This window comes from Duganella sp. CY15W (assembly GCF_009857555.1).
Classification (GTDB): domain Bacteria; phylum Pseudomonadota; class Gammaproteobacteria; order Burkholderiales; family Burkholderiaceae_D; genus Rugamonas; species Rugamonas sacchari.
Genome location: NZ_WWCQ01000003.1, coordinates 489064 through 505946, shown reverse-complemented (window position 1 = coordinate 505946; position 16883 = coordinate 489064). Strand labels below are relative to the sequence as shown.

The following is a 16883-nucleotide window of genomic DNA, read 5'->3' as shown; positions in this document are numbered from 1 at the left end:
CTGTATTGAGCTGCCCCAAAAGAAAAAGCCCCGCGATTTGGCGGGGCTTTCAATGGGAGGCGGAAGGGATTAATCCCAGTTCAGCGCGCCGCCGGTCTGGTATTCGATGACGCGGGTCTCGAAGAAGTTACGCTCTTTCTTCAGGTCGATCATCTCGCTCATCCATGGGAATGGATTCTCTTCCTGGTCGAACAGTGCTTCCAGGCCGATCTGGGTGGCGCGGCGGTTGGCGATGAAGCGCAGATAGCCTTTGAACATGGTGGCGTTCAGGCCCAGCACGCCGCGCGGCATGGTGTCTTCGGCGTAGGCGTACTCCAGGTCCACGGCTTGCAGGAACAGCTGCTTGATCTCTTCCTTGAAGGCCGGGGTCCACAGCAGCGGATTTTCCATCTTGATGGTGTTGATCAGGTCGATGCCGAAGTTGCAATGCATCGATTCGTCGCGCAGGATGTACTGGTACTGCTCGGCAGCGCCCATCATCTTGTTCTGGCGGCCCAGCGCCAGGATCTGGGTGAAGCCGACGTAGAAGAACAGGCCTTCCATCAGGCAGGCAAACACGATCAGCGATTTCAGCAGCTTCTGGTCCTGCTCCACGGTGCCGGTGGTGAACGATGGATCGGTCAGCGTGTTGATGAACGGGATCAGGAACTCGTCCTTGTCACGGATCGATTTGACCTCGTTATAGGCGTTAAAGATCTCTTGCTCGTCCAGGCCCAGCGATTCCACGATGTACTGGTAGGCGTGGGTGTGGATCGCCTCTTCAAACGCCTGGCGCAGCAGGTACTGGCGGCACTCTGGCGCGGTGATGTGGCGGTAAGTGCCCAGCACGATGTTGTTGGCAGCCAGCGAGTCGGCGGTCACGAAGAAGCCCAGGTTGCGTTTGACCAGGCGGCGCTCGTCGTCGGTCAGGCCGTTCGGGTTCTTCCACAGCTCGATGTCGCGCTGCATATTCACTTCCTGCGGCATCCAGTGGTTGGCGCAGCCGGCCAGGTATTTATCCCAGGCCCATTTGTATTTGAACGGTACCAGCTGGTTGACGTCGGTTTTACCGTTGATGATGCGCTTGTCGTCTGCATTGACGCGCAGCGCGACCTGCTCGGCCGTGCCTTCGGAGGCGGCCAGCGCAGCTTGATTGATTTGTGATGCCGCTGGTGCGGCCTCTTCGTCCCAGGACAACGACATAATGGGGTTCCTCTAATATATATGTGATGATGCGCCATCCCCGGCGGGGATGGCGCGCTCTAGCTTATAGCCGATAGGCTTATTGGCAGGCTTCGCATTCCTCGAAACCGTCGTCGCCAGGACGCAGGTAGCAGGCGGCGCCGTCTTCCACGTCGGCGCTGACCGGTGCCGGTGCGGCTGGCGCAGCCGAGGCGGCCGCAGCAGCCAGGCCACCATCCACTGGCACGGCGTTCAGGGCGCCGGTCTTGGAGGTCGATTTCTCGGTATGCGTGGCGGACGTGGTACGCAGGTAGTAGGTGGTTTTCAGGCCACGCAGCCATGCCAGCTTGTAGGTCTCGTCCAGTTTCTTGCCCGATGCGCCAGCCATGTAAATGTTCAGCGACTGGGCCTGGTCGATCCACTTCTGGCGGCGCGATGCCGCTTCCACCAGCCAGCTTGGCGACACTTCAAACGCGGTTGCATAAATGTCACGCAGGTCGTTTGGAATACGGTCGATCTTGGCCAGCGAGCCGTCGAAGTATTTCAGGTCGGCGATCATCACCTCGTCCCACAGGTCGCGTGCTTTCAGGTCACGCACCAGGTAGGCGTTGATCTCGGTGAACTCGCCCGACAGGTTGGACTTCACGTACAGGTTCTGGAAGGTCGGTTCGATGCAAGCCGACACGCCAATGATGTTCGAAATGGTGGCGGTTGGAGCGATCGCCACGCAGTTCGAGTTACGCATGCCGAACTTGGCGATGCGTTCGCGCACCGGGGTCCAGTCCATGGCCGCCGACAGATCCTGCTCCAGGTAGCCGCCGCGCTCTTCGGCCAGCAGCTTGATCGAATCCTGTGGCAGGATGCCGCGGTCCCACAGCGAACCTTTGTACGACGCGTAGTGGCCGCGCTCTTCCGCCAGTTCGGTCGACGCCAGGTAGGCGTAGTAGCAGACGGCTTCCATCGAGGTGTCGGCAAACTGCACCGATTCCATCGACGAGAACGGCACGCGCATCATGTGCAGGCAGTCCTGGAAGCCCATCACGCCCAGGCCCACCGGACGGTGACGCATATTGGCGTTACGCGCTTTTTCAACCGCGTAGTAGTTAATGTCGATCACGTTGTCCAGCATGCGCATCGCGGTGCGGATGGTTTTCTGCAGCTTGACGTGATCCAGCTTGCCTTCTTTCATGTGGGCTGGCAGGTTGACCGAGCCCAGGTTGCAGACGGCGATTTCGTCCGGACCGGTGTTCAGCGTGATCTCGGTGCACAGGTTGGAGCTGTGGACCATGCCCACGTGCTGCTGCGGCGAACGGATGTTGCATGGATCTTTGAAGGTGATCCATGGGTGGCCGGTTTCAAACAGCATCGACAGCATCTTGCGCCACAGGTCCAGCGCCTGGATTTTCTTGAACACGCGGATTTCGCCGGCGGCGGCCTTGGCTTCGTAGCCCAGGTAGGCTTTTTCGAAGGCCTTGCCGACCAGGTCGTGCAGGTCCGGGGTGTCGGATGGCGAGAACAGGGTCCACTCGCCCTTCTCCATCACGCGCTTCATGAACAGGTCAGGAATCCAGTTGGCGGTGTTCATGTCGTGCGTACGGCGGCGGTCATCGCCGGTGTTCTTGCGCAGGTCCAGGAACTCTTCGATGTCCATGTGCCAGGTTTCCAGGTAGGCGCAGACTGCGCCCTTGCGCTTGCCGCCCTGGTTGACTGCCACAGCGGTGTCGTTGACCACTTTCAGGAACGGCACCACGCCTTGCGATTTGCCGTTGGTGCCCTTGATGTGGGCGCCCAGTGCGCGCACCGGAGTCCAGTCGTTGCCCAGGCCACCGGCGAATTTCGCCAGCAGGGCGTTTTCCTTGATGGCGTCGTAGATGCCTTCCAGGTCGTCCGACACGGTAGTCAGGTAGCACGACGACAGCTGCGAACGCTGGGTGCCCGAGTTGAACAGGGTCGGGGTCGACGACATGAAGTCGAAGGTCGACAGCAGGTTGTAGAACTCGATGGCGCGCGCTTCGCGGTCGGCTTCGTTCAGGGCCAGGCCCATGGCGACGCGCATGTAGAACGCCTGCGGCATTTCGATGCGGACGTCACGCACGTGCAGGAAGTAGCGGTCGTACAGGGTTTGCAGGCCGATGTAGCCGAACTGCAGGTCGCGGTCGGCAACGATGGCTTTGGCCAGGCGGGCCAGGTCGAATTCGCCCAGTTTGGTGTCCAGCAGTTCAGCGGCGATACCTTTGGCGATGTACTGCGGGAAGTAGGTCACGTATTCCGCAGCGGCGGCGCCCTGCGCCACTTCCTTGCCGAAGACTTCCTTGCGGATGGTGTGCAGCAGGATGCGTGCGGTCACCTGCGAGTAGGCCGGATCCTTTTCCATCAGCGCGCGGGCAGCCAGGATGGCGGATTTGTGCAGCTCTTCGACCGGTACGCCGTCGTACAGGTTTTTCAGGGTTTCAGCGACGATGGCGTCGGCATCCACGTGTTTTTCCAGGCCGATGCAGGCGGCGCCAATCAGGCTGGTGACACGCGCCAGTTCCAGCGGCTTGCGCTCGCCGTTTTCCAGCACATGGATTTGCGGTGCATTGATGGCGGCAGCGGCGCCGGCGGCTTCCTTGGCGGCGCGGCGCTCTTCCATATGCTTGGCGCGGTACAGCACGTAGGCGCGGGCCACGTCATGTTCGCCCGAACGCATCAGGGCCAGTTCAACCTGGTCTTGCACGTCTTCGATGTGGAAGGTGCCGCCCGATGGCTGGCGGCGCACCAGCGCCGACACCACGCTGGCGGTCAGCTGTTCCACCAGTTCGCGCACACGGGCGGACGCAGCACCCTGGCCGCCGTTGACGGCCAGGAAGGCCTTGGTCATGGCGACAGCAATTTTCGACGGCTCAAACGCGACGACCGCGCCGTTACGGCGGATGATGCGGTAGTCACCGAGGTCGCTGGCAGCGGTAACCGGGCTGCTGGCGGCGCTCGCAGCGGCCGCAGGTACCAGCGCTGGATTGATGGTGATGTCTTGAGTAGATTGCATTTAAGCTCCCCGATAACTACGTGCAGTCATAGCTGCGCGCCGTGTGTGTGTATAAAAAAAGGCAAAAATGAAGCGTCCGGACCTGACTGCTGTCCAGTTAAACGGCAATAAAAAGGGTATTCGTCTGACCAGGAAGGATTGCAAATAGTTTAAGAACTGGTGTCATGGGAACTACTATATCTAGTGATTGGTCAGAACCTATCCACTGATTGTAGTGGTCACACTGGAGCACGGCAAGTGAGAAATTTTGATGTTTCCAGCAATTTTTCTCTTGACTTTAAGGAAGCCCAACAGGGAAGCCAAGTGTGGCGCTAGCGCCTACTAACATTGCCGCTTTCTTAAGCAGTTTTTGATAATGTTCCCAATCAAATAATGGCCCCGGATCGGTCTTGCGGCCCGGTGCTATGTGTTCATGTCCCTGTACCCCGGTCAGCGGATAGTGCTGCTGCAACGCGATGGTCAGTGCGGCCAGCGCTTCGTACTGCGCCGCTTCAAACGCCACAAAGTCGCTGCCCTCGAGCTCCACGCCAATCGCAAAATCATTACATTTTTCACGGCCGCGGAAGCTGGACAAGCCCGCATGCCAGGCCCTGTCGTTAGCAGAAACATACTGAATGACGCGGCCATCGCGGCGGATGAAAAAGTGGCTGGAGACCTTCAGCCCGCGCAGGTCGGCGAACGAGGGGTCAGCATTATAGTCGATCCGGCCGCAGAACAGGTCGGACACATGCGGCCCGCCGAACTGCCCGCACGGCAGCGAGATGTTGTGCACCACCAGCAGCGTTATATCGTCCGGCACCGGACCGGGACGTGCATCGAAATAGGGACTGTCATAGCGGACTGCCTGCGGCAGCCAGCCGTCAAAAAAACTCACGCTTCCGGCTCCTGAATATTCAATTTCTGCATTTGATAGCGCAGCTGGCGGAAGCTGATGCCCAGCAGCTGCGCCGCCTGCGTGCGGTTGAACTGCGTCTGCGCCAGCGCGCGCAAAATGATCTCGCGCTCGACCTGGTTCAGATACTCGGGCAGGCTGCTGGGCAGGCTGTCCGGATTCGGCGGCGGCACGGCCGATGGCGCCGCCGGCATCGGCGACGGCAGCGGCGCAGCCGCCATGTCGGCCAGCCGCGCACCTTTCAGCGCCAGGTCGCCAACCTGGATCACGCCGCCGTTGGCAAACGCCAGCGCGCGCTCGAGGATGTTTTCCAGCTCGCGCACATTGCCGGGAAACGCATAGCCGCGCAGCGCCTCCAGCACGCCCGGCCCCAGCGCCACCTTGTGCTCAAAGGTGCCCAGGCGTTCAAGGATGGCGGCCGTCAGCACGTCCAGGTCGTCGAGCCGCTCGCGCAACGGCGGCAGACTCAGTTCAATCACGTTCAGGCGATAAAACAGATCCTGGCGGAAGCTGCCCTGCTCCACGCACTGCGCCAGGTTCTTGTGGGTGGCGCTGACAATCCGCACATCGACCGGTTCCTCGGCCGTGGCGCCCAGCTTGCGCACGCGCCGCTCCTGGATCGCGCGCAGCAGCTTGACCTGCATGGCCAGCGGCAGGTCGGCCACCTCGTCCAGCATCAGCGTACCGCCGTTGGCCGCCTGGAAGAAGCCTTCACGGTCATCGACCGCACCGGTGAAAGCGCCCTTGCGGTAGCCAAAGAACTCGGCTTCCATGAGCGCCTCGGGAATCGCGCCGCAGTTGACGGCGATGAAGGGCTTGGCCGCGCGCGAGCTTTGCGCATGGATCTCGCGCGCCGCCAGCTCCTTGCCGCTGCCCGATTCGCCGTGGATCGCCACCGGCGCCATCGACCGCGCCAGCCGCGCGATCTGCGCGCGCAAGGCCTGGATCACGGCCGACTCGCCGCGCAGGCGGCTGACGGTGGGCGCGGCGCTGGGCGCCTGCACCGCTGCCGGCCCGGCGTTGAGGCGCAGCGCCGACTGCACCATCACGCGCAACTGGTCCAGCGCCACCGGCTTGGAGATGTAGTCGAACGCCCCGGCTTTGAGCGCGATGACGGCGTTGTCGGTGCTGCCGAAAGCCGTCACCACCGCCACCGGCGTGTTCTTGTACGCCGCCGTGACTTCGCGCACCAGCTCCAGTCCCAGGCCGTCCGGCAGGCGCATGTCGGTCAGCACCAGCTGGTATTCCGTGTCCACCAGCAGCGCGCGCGCTTCGGCCAGCGAGGCGGCGCTGTCGACATCCAGCCCCATTTTGAGCAGGGTCAGTTCCAGCAGTTCGCGCAGGTCGGCCTCGTCGTCAACGACGAGCACACGCGGCGAACGCGGGGCCTGCGGGGAGCGAGCACTCATCAAACAGCCTTTCCTTACTTCTGCCCAGGCCAGGCGAAGGTGATAACAAAGCGTCCGCTCAGGGCGGGGCTGCCGTCGGCGCTGTCCTGATTATCGAAACGATATTCATAGTCCAGCCGCGCTTCATTATTCAAGCACAATTCCCGCGCCAGATACAGCCCCAGTCCCGTGCCCTTGCTGGATGTGGTGTAAAACGGCTCAAACAAATGCGCCCGCACTTCGGGTGAAATGCCGGGACCATCATCCTGCACATGCAGCTCCAGGCGCTGCGCCGTATCGTGCACGACGTCGAGACGGATGGAATGCCGGCCGCCGCTGGCATAGCGCACGGCGTTGTTGAGCAGGTTCAGCACCACCTCGCGCAGGTGCAGCGCGTCGAAGCGCACCTGTGTATCCGGCGCCACAATCAGGCTCACGATCTCCGGCGCCAGGCTGTGCGTCTCGATGAATTCCGCACGCAGTTCCGCCAGGAAGACATCCAGCGCCAGCGGCTCGATGTGCGACTGCGCCTTGCGCGACAGCTGCAGGATGTCTTCCACCATGCGATTCACGCGCGTGACATTGTCACCCACGATCTTGAGCAAACGCTGGTGCACCGGGTCGCCCAGGTCTTCCCCCAGCAGCGCAGTGGCGTGGCCAATCGCCGACAAGGGATTGCGCACCTCGTGCGCGATGCTGGCGGTCAGGCGTCCCATCGAGGCCAGTTTCAGCTGCTGCGCCTGATTTTCAATGCCGGTGACGTCCTGCAGAAAGATCACGCTGCGTTCGGCCCCGAGGCCATGCGTGTCGGCGGCGGCAAAGCGGACTTTCAAATGGGCAGCCAGGTTGCGGCGCGCGCTCCAGGCGGCAGTGACGTCTTCCAGCGCCGCGTCGTTGAACGGCTTGATAGTCAGGAACACAGTGGAACGCGCGGGATCGATGCGCCACGCGTGATACGCCTGCGCCAGCGGCACCAGCGCCGCCGCGGCGGACAGCTTGAACCTGAGTTCCGGTCCGACCAGGCCCAGCATCTTCTGCGCCGCCGGGTTGCCGGCAAACACCTGGCCGTCGGGATCGACCACCAGGATGCCGTCCACAATATTCGCCATCACCAGCCGGTTGACGGCCTGCTGCACGTTGACCTCCACCCCGCGCCGGATGGCCAGCTCCTCCTGGCCGATCAGTTTGGCGGCCATGCGGTTCACCACCAGCACGGCGGCCAGGAAGGCGGCGCCGTACAGGCCGGCCTGCATCACGTCATGTTCGCTTTCGCTGAGGAAGATTTGCCAGGTGGTGTCGCCCAGAATGAACAGCGCCACCAGCGAGGCGCAAAACAGCGACAGCATCAGCGGCGCCAGGATCGCCAGCCCGGCCAGCGGGAACAGGTACAGGATCGCCAGCCCGCTGCGCATGCCACCGCCGGCCAGGTACAGCAAGGAGATAAACACCAGGTCGATGGCGATTTGCGGCAGCAGCTGCAGCACGAAACGGCGCTGCAGGTAGACCGCCGACAGCGCAAAGCCGATCGCCAGCCCCAGATACATCAGGCAGATTTGCAGATACAGGTACTGGCCCGAAGCGCGCAGGCCGCGGCTGTCAAAGCTCAGGTAGACCAGCAGCACCAGCGCAATCACCACGCGCGTGGCGTTCAGCGTTTGCAGCGACCGCCAGAAGGTTGCGCGCGATTCGGCCGACAAGGCTTGCAGGCGCGCGATCACGGCGCTGGGCGGTCAGGCGGACGGCAGCGCCGCATGGGCCGCGCTGCAGTAGTCGCGGCCATTGGCCTGCACCGTTTCCGAGGCAGGATAGAAGATGCCGCAATGCGCGCACTGCAGCATCACCTCGGCGTCATTGGCGGCCTGGCTGGCGGCGCGCTCCCGGTAGGTCTGCTGCTGCGGCGCTTGCGGCGCCGGCTGCTGTTGCTGACGGAACTGCTGCTGTTGGCGCTTCTGCGCCTCGCGGATCTTGGAACGGATCGCAAAGATCACCAGGAAAATCAGCGCCAGCCAGAAAATGATACGGCTCATGCCCAACCCTTATGTAAAACCACTTCAAACACAAAACGGCTGCCGACGTAGGCCAGCAGCAAAGTCGCAAAGCCGGCCAGCGTGAAGCTCAGCGCGGTCTTGCCGCGCCAGCCACGGAAGCGGCGGCCCGCCAGCAGCGCAGCAAACAGCATCCATGACAGCATGGTGAAGACCGATTTATGGTCCCATTTCAGCGCCTGGCCGAACAGCTCTTCCGAGAACACGATGCCCGACAGCACGGTCAGGCTTAACAGGGTGAAGCCAAAGCCGATCATGCGGAACAACAGCTTTTCCATGGTCAGCAGCGCCGGCAGCTGGTCCAGCGCGCCGGACAGGAAGGATTTCTTGTCGCTGCGCGCATGCAGGCGCGCCTCCTGCAAGGCCATCAGCACGGCGTGGAAGGCGGCTATCGTCAGCGTGCTGTAGGCCATGGTGGCAATTGCGATATGCCAGCCAAACAGCGGCGACTTGCCTTCCAGCGGCACCAGGTTGCCAGGGAAGACCACTTGCAGCGCGGCGGCGACGGCGGCGCTGGGCATGACCAGGCGGCGCAGGCCATCCAGGCTGAAATTCCGGTTTTCTATCCAGTACGCGGCCACCGACACCCACAAGGCCGACGACAGCATGGCGGCAAAGCCGAAGCGCAGCGCACCGCCTGCGGCGATTTCCGACCACAGGCCGGCGCCGTGCAGCAGCCAGGCCGCCAGTGTGACGGCCGAAATCAGGCCGCCACGGCGCGAAGGCAAGGCGGCGCACACGATGTACAGCACGATGGCTGCGATAAAAGAAGAGATCTGCATCCCGGCAGTTTACACCATCGCTCAATCCACGGCTGCCAGGCGCAGCTCGTCGTGGTGATGGCGTTGCTGCTCTTCCATCACCAGCTGGCCCAGCTCGCGCTTGAGGGCATTGAACTCGGCCGACGCCGGGTCGCGCAGGCGCGGCAGCTCGATCAGCAGGTCGCGCTTGACGGTGCCGGGGCGGTAAGTCATCACCACGATGCGGTCGGCCAGGTAAATCGCCTCTTCAATCGAGTGGGTGACAAAGATGATCGTCTTTTTCAGCTCGGCCCAGATGCGCAGCAGCTCGTCCTGCAGGTTGCGCCGGGTCAGCGCGTCCAGCGCGCCGAACGGCTCGTCCATGAGCATGATCGGGGAATCCAGCGCCAGCACCCGCGCAATCGCCACGCGCTGGCGCATGCCGCCCGACAGGTCTTTCGGATAGCGGTTGCGGAAGTCCTGCAGCGACAGCATGGTGAGCAGCTGGTCGACCGTGGCCTGGATCTGCGCCTTGGGCTGGCCCTTGATCTGCAGGCCGAACGCGATGTTGTCGGCCACCGTCATCCACGGGAACAGCGCATATTCCTGGAACACCATGCCGCGTTCCGGGCCTGGGCCGGTAACGGCCTTGCCGTCGGCGGTAATGCTGCCCGACGAAGGCGGCGCAAAGCCGGCCACCGCATTGAGCAGCGTCGACTTGCCGCAGCCGGAAGGCCCCAGCAGGCAGACGAACTGGCCCTGCGGGATTTCCAGGTTGATGTCCTTGAGCGCCACCACTTCCCGCTCGGCGCTCTGGAACACCTTGTTGACATTGGATACAACGATATGGGAGGCGCTCATCAGTTCTCCAGCCCGCGGTGCCAGCGCAGCAGATGGTTATTCAGCTTGTTCATGCCGACGTCGATGGCCAGGCCGATCAGGCCAATGGTAATCATGCCGGCGATGATCTTGTCGGACCAGAAGTACTCGCGCGCCTCCAGGATGCGGAAGCCCAGGCCATTGTTCACGGCCACCATCTCGGCCACGATCACCACGATGAACGCGGTGCCTATGCCGATCCGCACGCCGGACAGGATGTAGGGCACGGCGGCCGGCAGGATCACGCGGGTAAACATGGTGAAGCTGGACGCGCCCAGATTGCGCGCGGCACGGATATAAATGCCATCCACCTGGCGCACGCCGGCAATGGTGTTCATCAGCACCGGGAAGAAGGCGCCCAGCGCGATCAGGAACACGGCCGGCGGATTGCCCAGGCCGAACCACAGCATCGACAGCGGGATATACGCAATCGGCGGCACCGGCCGCACCATCTGCACCAGCACATTGAACCAGTCGTAGACGCGCGGACTCATGCCCATGGCCAGACCCAGCGGCAACGCCAGTCCGCCGCCGATCAGGAAGCCCAGCAGCACGCGGTACAGGCTGCTCAGCGAATCGGTAATCAGCTCGCCGGACACGGCCCAGTGCAGCCAGCTGCCGGCCGCCGGATCATACGGCTGCAGCGGCAACAGGTAGGCCACCCACTTCTCCGCCACCGCCAGCGGCGACGGCAGCACCTGCGGATTGACCCAGCCCAGCTGCGCCACCGCCTGCCACAGCACGATAATCACGGCCGGCAGGACCAGGCCGATGCCGACCTGGCGCCACGACGACGTGGCCACCATTATTTAACGCCCAGCGATTTCTTGGCCGCTTCCAGCAAATCGGTCTTGACCCAGTCCTTGGCCACGGGCGGCTTGGCCATGCGGCCGACGCCAGTCTTGACCATCACATCGGTGGTGGTCTGGATGTGCTCGGGCGTGATGTCGTAGCTGTAGGGCGAATTGCCGATGGCGTCGTCAAAATCATCCTTGGTGATCTGGCCCTTGAACACTACCTCGCGTACATACTTCTCGGCGATGGCCTTGTTGTCGATAAAGGTCTTGGTGGCCTGCACGAAGCAGTTCATGAACTTCTCGGCCAGCGCCCGCTTCTCCTTGTAGAACTTCTCGGTCATCACCATGGTCCGCACCGGCTCGCCGATCGGCGTGTCGTAAGGCTTGATCATCTCGCTGCCGAAGCCCTTGTTGATGGCCTGCGAGGATTGCGGCTCGGACTGCATCATGGCGTCGATCTGCTTGCCCAGCAGCGCCTGATTGAGGTCGGCATACGCCAGGAACACCAGCTGCACATCCTTGCCCGGCTGGTCGGACACGCTCAGGCCGTTCTGCTGCAGCTCGGCCAGCAGCAGCACTTCCTGGATGCCGCCGCGCGTGACGCCGACCTTCTTGCCCTTGAGGTCTTTCACGGTTTTCAGTTTGAGATCGGCGCGGCTGACCAGCTGCGCGCCGCCTTTGGCAAAGCCGGCCACCACGTAAATCGGCGCGCCGCCGGCGCGGCCCGAGATCGCAGCTTCCGAGGCCGTGGTGCCCACGTCCAGCTCACCGGCAATGATGGCCTGCATCACATCCAGGCCTTTGGCGAACACGCGCTCCTCCACCTTGATGCCGCACTTGGGAGCGATCTCCTTGATATAAGAAACGGCGCCGTAGTGGGCAAACTTCAGATTCCCCAATCGCACCACATCCTGCGCCTGGGCGCTGCCCAACAGGGTCATGGCGGTCATTGCTACGCAGATCGCTTTCAGTCTCATCCCTTACTCCTCGGTGTTTTTGTTCAGTGCGGGAATCATACCAAGCCCCGCAGTGCATCTGTAAAAAATGTCATTTGTGACGGTTGTCACATTTTTAATATGCCAATACGCTTAGGATGCCGTTACTAAATCGTAAAGATAATATTTTGAATAACGGAACCATCATGCAACAATCATCTCGCCGCGCCCTTCCCGCCCTGACCTCGGCCATCCTGCTTGCCGCCATGCTGACGGCATGCGGTGGCGGCGGCGGCAGCACGCCAGCTGCACCCGCGCCCACCCCGACGCCAGCGCCCGCCACCACGCTGACGCTGGGCGGCAGCAGCGAACAAAGCATCACCGGCAGCACGCCGCTGACGCTGACCGCGACCCCATCGGACAGTTCCACCGTTAGCTGGACGCTGGGCGCGGGCAATCCGGGCGCGCTGTCGGCCAGCAGCGGCACCAGCATCAACTATCTGCCGCCAGCCGGCGGGGTGAGCGCGGACACCAAGGTCACTGTTACCGCCACCGCCAACGGCGCTAGCAAATCCTTCACGCTCACGCTGCATCCGGCGGACACGCCGCGCCTGAGCCTGCTGGCAGGCGATGATGGCGGCTACGGCCACCTGGATGGCACGGGTACCGAGGCCCGGCTGGAATATGCGGTCCAGATCAGCACCGACGCCGGCGGCAATCTGTACCTGGCGGACGACCTGCCATCGCTGCGCAAGATCACGCCCGACGGCGCGGTCACCACCGTGCTGAGCACGGCCCGGTCTTACGTCGATGGTCCCAAAGGCACGGCCAGCCTGGGCCAGCCGATTTCCCCGGTTGCCGGGCCGGACGGCAGCATTTACTTCATCGATATCTACGGTCTCAACAACATTCCCGGCTCGGACGTACCGATCCGCAAACTGGCGCTGGACGGCAGCATCAGCACCATCGCCAAAGTCCGGGCCGGCATGACCCCGGTACTGACTTTGGCCGCCGACAACAACACGCTGTATGTGTATCAGCTGGAGCGCGTGGATACGGTGTCGTTCAGCGGCCAGGTCGCCGTGCTGAGCGGCACGGTCACCGGCGGTGCCTATCCAAGGCCGGCGGTGGATGGCAACCGCGCGGCCACGCGTTTCAGCGGCATCCAGGCCGTGGCGCCGGACGGCAAAGGCAATCTCTATGTCAATGATGGCGGCCAGGTGGTGCGCAAGATAGCGGCCGACGGCAGCACCAGCACCGTGGCCGGCACGTTTGGCGCGGTCAGCGTCACGCGTGGACCGGCGGATGGCGCCGGCAAGGCGGCCAGCTTCAGCCAGCTATACAACCTGGCGCTGACCAGCGACGGCAACCTGGTCGGCTATGACACCTATGCGACCCCACAAAAAATGGAATACCGGCTGCGCACCATCACGCCCGCCGGCGTCGTCAGCAGCGTCATGACCGCTGGCGACGGCAGTGTATTGACCGGCCCGAACAATGCGCTGTATGTTTTGCAAAACGCCCAGATTCAAAAACTCAAGGCGGACGGCAGCACGGTGCCGTTTGTCGGCAAGATGCGCGACGCCGGCATTGGCGATGTCGATGGCACGGGCGCTGCTGCCCGCTTTAACTACGCGTTCAATACCATGGGCGCGGACGCCGCCGGCAACCTGTATGTTGCCGACGATCCCAGCCCTATCGATGGTCCGCTGGCAACCGGCCTGCGCCTGCGCAAGGTGACGCCGGCAGGCGTGGTGAGCACCATTGTGCATACCGCCGACATCGGTTATCTGACCGGCCTGGTGGTGGATGCCGCCGGCAACACCTATGTCTCGTCCAGCCAGACTATCTCGCCCACCGCCGCCCAGGTCGGTTCGCGCATTTTCAAGATCGCGCCGGATGGCAGCACCACGGTGCTGGCGGGCGCCCTGCCCTCGACCGACTGGAAGGACGGCGTCGGGGCGGCCGCCCATTTCTTCGGCCTGTCGCTGCTGGGGATAGACGCCGATGGCAACCTGTACGGCTATGAAGCGTATGACAACAAGGTGCGCTATACCAAAATCACGCCAGCTGGCGCCGTCACCTCCATCATTCTGCCGCCGGCCACGCTGAATGTCGTTGCGGATGCGTCGGGCAACACCTACCGCATCGACGCTGCACAGGGTGTTGTGATCCGCACCACGCCCGCGCTGGACACCAGCATCATCGCGGGCACACCCGGCAAAAGCTTTACCCGCAGTGGCGCACTGCCTGGCTATCTGGACCATCCATCCCACCTGGTCAAGACCGGTCCTTACAGTTTCGCCCTGTTCTCCGGCGGCGCCATCATGCGCCTGACGGTGCCGCACTAAGGCCAAGCCAGGCCGGATGGGGTAAAATGGCGGCCATTGTCCGGCCCAGAGCCGCCTTACCCCGACTGATCGTTCACCATGCTAGATAATCTGACTCAACGCCTCGCCAAGGTCGTCAAGACCATGCGCGGCGAGGCCCGCCTGACCGAAACCAATACCGCTGAAATGCTGCGCGAAGTACGCATGGCGCTGCTGGAGGCCGACGTCGCCCTGCCGGCCGTGCGCGAATTCATTGCCCGCGTCAAGGACAAAGCCCTGGGCGAGGAAGTGATTTCCTCGCTGTCGCCTGGCCAGGCGCTGGTTGGCGTGGTGCAGCGCGAGCTGGCCGCCCTGATGGGCGCCGACCTCGGGCCGGAAGCGGCCCAGCTGAGTTTTGCCCAGCAGCCGCCCGCCATCATCCTGATGGCCGGTCTGCAGGGTGTGGGTAAAACCACCACCGTCGGCAAGCTGGCCAAATACCTCAAGGAAGAAAAGAAAAAGAAAGTGCTGACCGTGTCGGCCGACGTCTACCGTCCGGCCGCAATCGCCCAGCTGCAATCGGTGACCGCGCAAGTGGGCGCCGACTTCTTCCCGTCCACCGCGCAGGACAAGCCGGTCGACATCGCGCTCAACGCGCTGGACTGGGCCAAGAAGCACTACCACGACGTGCTCATCATCGACACCGCCGGCCGCCTCGGCATCGACGAAGAAATGATGCAGGAAATCGCTGCCGTGCACAGCGCGGTCAAGCCGATTGAAACCCTGTTCGTGGTCGACGCCATGCTGGGCCAGGATGCCATCAATACCGCCAAGGCGTTCAACGACGCACTGCCGCTGACCGGCATCGTGCTGACCAAGCTGGACGGCGACTCGCGCGGCGGCGCGGCGCTGTCGGTACGCCACATCACGGGCAAGCCGATCAAGTTTGCCGGCGTCTCGGAAAAACTCGACGGCCTGGAAGCATTCGACCCGGCGCGCATGGCCAACCGCGTGCTGGGCATGGGCGACATCCTGGCGCTGGTGGAAGAAGCGCGCAAGGGCGTGGACGCCAAGGCGGCTGCCGACCTGGCCGCCAAGGTCAAGTCGGGCGGCAAGTTCGACATGAACGACTTCAAGGCGCAGTTAAGCCAGATGAAGAATATGGGCGGCATGGCCAGCCTGGTCGACAAGCTGCCGGCGCAGTTCCAGCAGGCCGCCGGCAACGCCAATATGGGCCAGGCCGACAAGCAGGTGCGCCGCATGGTCGGCATCATCGATTCGATGACCAAGGCCGAACGCGCCAAGCCGGAACTCATCAAAGCCACGCGCAAACGCCGCATCGCGGCCGGCGCCGGGGTGCAGGTGCAGGAAGTGAACCGCATGCTGAACCAGTTCGAACAGATGCAGACCATGATGAAAAAACTGTCCGGCGGCGGCATGATGAAGATGATGCGCGCCATGAAGGGCATGATGCCGGGCATGCGCTAAGCAGCTTGCCGTCCGCCTTAAAACAGCCTCCGACGCCCCGCAAACAGGGCAAACACGGGCCTGGCCCCGTGTTTGCGTGGTGTTTCCGGGAAAAAACGCGAAAAACACTTGCGCACAGGTTAAAACCCCACCAATATTAGCCGGTGCGATCAATTGCGCAATTTTCTATGTGTACGTTAAGGAGGCTCGAATATGGCAACAGCCAAAAAAGCAGCACCAGCTAAGAAACCGGCGGCAAAGCCTGCCGCAAAAAAAGCAGCACCTGTAAAAGCAGCAGCCAAGCCAGCAGCGAAAAAAGCACCTGCAGCACGTAAGCCTAACGCCGCCTTCATGAAAGCGATGACGCCATCCGCCTCCCTGGGCGCCGTCGTCGGTGCAGCAGCCCTGCCGCGTACCGAAGTGACCAAAAAAGTGTGGGATTACATCAAAAAGCACGATCTGCAAGATCCGGCCAACCGCCGCATGATCAACGCCGACGACAAGCTGAAAGCCGTATTCGGCGGCAAAGCCCAGGTTTCCATGTTCGAAATGACCAAGCTCATTTCCGACCACCTGAAATAAGCTGGAGTCAGAGCCGAAAAAAAACCGGGGATCGCCCCGGTTTTTTTATGCCCCGACGCTTACTTCCAGTGATTCCAGGCGGCCAGCACGGCGTTGGGATAGTCGGGCTTGCCGCGGCTGCCGTTGTAGCGGCCCAGCGCCAGGAACAGGTTGCCCGCTTCCATGTCGATGTACATGCGCAGGATGGCGCAGCCATAGCGCAGATTGGTTTGCATGTCGAACAGCGCACGCCGGTTGCGGTCGCCAATCACATTGGTCCAGAACGGCATCACCTGCATGTAGCCGCGCGCGCCAGCCAGCGAGACGGCATATTTGCGGTAGGCGGATTCCACCTGGATCAGCCCCAGCACCATGCCCGGATCCAGCCCGGCGCGGCGCGCTTCGTACCAGACCGTGGCCAGGAATTCGCTGCGGGTCTGGTCGTCCGGCAGCTTGCGCTGCAGCCGGTAGGACATGGTTTCCAGCCAGTTCTGGTAGCGCGCCCGGTCGGACGGATTGCGGAACGCCGGCGTCGGCGGCGTCGCGTCCTTGATGGCGTTGGACAGCGCCAGCCGCACCGAGTCCGCCAGCGCTTCTTCCTTCTGGTTGCCGGCCAGCGCCAGCGGTGCCAGCAAGGCTAGCAACACCAGCACCGCCGCCATCAGCCAGCGGGACAGCCACATG

At 62.8% G+C, this 16883-nt stretch carries 14 protein-coding genes; 3 read left to right on the top strand and 11 right to left on the bottom strand.

Annotation, left to right across the window (positions count from 1 at the left end; all coding sequences use genetic code 11):
• Nucleotides 1–69 precede the first annotated feature (69 nt).
• The 10 genes from GTP58_RS17250 to GTP58_RS17205 form a co-directional block, all read right to left on the bottom strand.
• On the bottom strand, nucleotides 70–1182 hold the full coding sequence (locus tag GTP58_RS17250) for a ribonucleotide-diphosphate reductase subunit beta (RefSeq protein ID WP_072786163.1): 1113 nt from the start codon (nucleotides 1180–1182) through the stop codon (nucleotides 70–72).
• A 79-nt stretch (nucleotides 1183–1261) separates the two neighbouring features.
• Nucleotides 1262–4186, bottom strand: coding sequence for a ribonucleoside-diphosphate reductase subunit alpha (locus GTP58_RS17245; RefSeq protein ID WP_161078502.1), 2925 nt, complete (start codon nucleotides 4184–4186; stop codon nucleotides 1262–1264).
• 277 nt (nucleotides 4187–4463) lie between these two features.
• Nucleotides 4464–5060: a 1,6-anhydro-N-acetylmuramyl-L-alanine amidase AmpD gene (gene ampD / locus GTP58_RS17240; RefSeq protein ID WP_161078501.1), complete on the bottom strand. Its 597-nt coding sequence runs from the start codon at nucleotides 5058–5060 to the stop codon at nucleotides 4464–4466.
• The gene (locus tag GTP58_RS17235) at nucleotides 5057–6487 is read right to left on the bottom strand and encodes a sigma-54 dependent transcriptional regulator (protein ID WP_161078500.1); all 1431 of its coding nucleotides are present in this window, start codon (nucleotides 6485–6487) and stop codon (nucleotides 5057–5059) included. The genes ampD and GTP58_RS17235 overlap by 4 nt, the downstream gene beginning before the upstream one ends.
• A 14-nt stretch (nucleotides 6488–6501) precedes the next feature.
• Nucleotides 6502–8184 (bottom strand): ATP-binding protein, encoded by a 1683-nt coding sequence (locus tag GTP58_RS17230; RefSeq protein WP_161078499.1) that lies wholly within the window; start codon nucleotides 8182–8184, stop codon nucleotides 6502–6504.
• Between the two features lie 12 nt (nucleotides 8185–8196).
• Complete coding sequence (locus tag GTP58_RS17225; RefSeq protein ID WP_161078498.1) at nucleotides 8197–8493, bottom strand: PP0621 family protein; 297 nt, start codon at nucleotides 8491–8493, stop codon at nucleotides 8197–8199.
• Nucleotides 8490–9293 carry an inner membrane protein YpjD gene (locus tag GTP58_RS17220; RefSeq protein ID WP_072786157.1) on the bottom strand — a complete coding sequence of 268 codons (804 nt, stop codon included), beginning with the start codon at nucleotides 9291–9293 and terminating at the stop codon, nucleotides 8490–8492. The genes GTP58_RS17225 and GTP58_RS17220 overlap by 4 nt, the downstream gene beginning before the upstream one ends.
• 21 nt (nucleotides 9294–9314) lie before the next feature.
• The gene (locus GTP58_RS17215) at nucleotides 9315–10112 is read right to left on the bottom strand and encodes an ABC transporter ATP-binding protein (RefSeq protein WP_072786156.1); all 798 of its coding nucleotides are present in this window, start codon (nucleotides 10110–10112) and stop codon (nucleotides 9315–9317) included.
• Entirely contained in the window at nucleotides 10112–10936 is an 825-nt protein-coding gene (locus tag GTP58_RS17210; RefSeq protein WP_161078497.1) for an ABC transporter permease, read from the bottom strand. Before GTP58_RS17210 ends, GTP58_RS17215 begins: the two co-directional genes overlap by 1 nt.
• Nucleotides 10936–11904 carry an ABC transporter substrate-binding protein gene (locus GTP58_RS17205; RefSeq protein WP_072786154.1) on the bottom strand — a complete coding sequence of 323 codons (969 nt, stop codon included), beginning with the start codon at nucleotides 11902–11904 and terminating at the stop codon, nucleotides 10936–10938. The genes GTP58_RS17210 and GTP58_RS17205 overlap by 1 nt, the downstream gene beginning before the upstream one ends.
• A 164-nt stretch (nucleotides 11905–12068) precedes the next feature.
• On the opposite strand from GTP58_RS17205, the gene GTP58_RS31730 reads away from it, so the two are divergent.
• The 3 genes from GTP58_RS31730 to GTP58_RS17190 all read left to right on the top strand — a co-directional run bounded on the left by GTP58_RS31730 (nucleotide 12069) and on the right by GTP58_RS17190 (nucleotide 16220).
• Nucleotides 12069–14213 (top strand): hypothetical protein, encoded by a 2145-nt coding sequence (locus tag GTP58_RS31730; protein ID WP_161078496.1) that lies wholly within the window; start codon nucleotides 12069–12071, stop codon nucleotides 14211–14213.
• 78 nt (nucleotides 14214–14291) lie between these two features.
• On the top strand, nucleotides 14292–15659 hold the full coding sequence (ffh, locus tag GTP58_RS17195) for a signal recognition particle protein (protein WP_161078495.1): 1368 nt from the start codon (nucleotides 14292–14294) through the stop codon (nucleotides 15657–15659).
• Between the two features lie 192 nt (nucleotides 15660–15851).
• Nucleotides 15852–16220 (top strand): SWIB/MDM2 domain-containing protein, encoded by a 369-nt coding sequence (locus GTP58_RS17190; RefSeq protein ID WP_072786151.1) that lies wholly within the window; start codon nucleotides 15852–15854, stop codon nucleotides 16218–16220.
• Between the two features lie 59 nt (nucleotides 16221–16279).
• On the opposite strand, the gene GTP58_RS17185 is transcribed toward GTP58_RS17190, so the two are convergent.
• Nucleotides 16280–16882: a lytic transglycosylase domain-containing protein gene (locus tag GTP58_RS17185; RefSeq protein ID WP_072786150.1), complete on the bottom strand. Its 603-nt coding sequence runs from the start codon at nucleotides 16880–16882 to the stop codon at nucleotides 16280–16282.
• Nucleotide 16883: the final 1 nt, after the last annotated feature.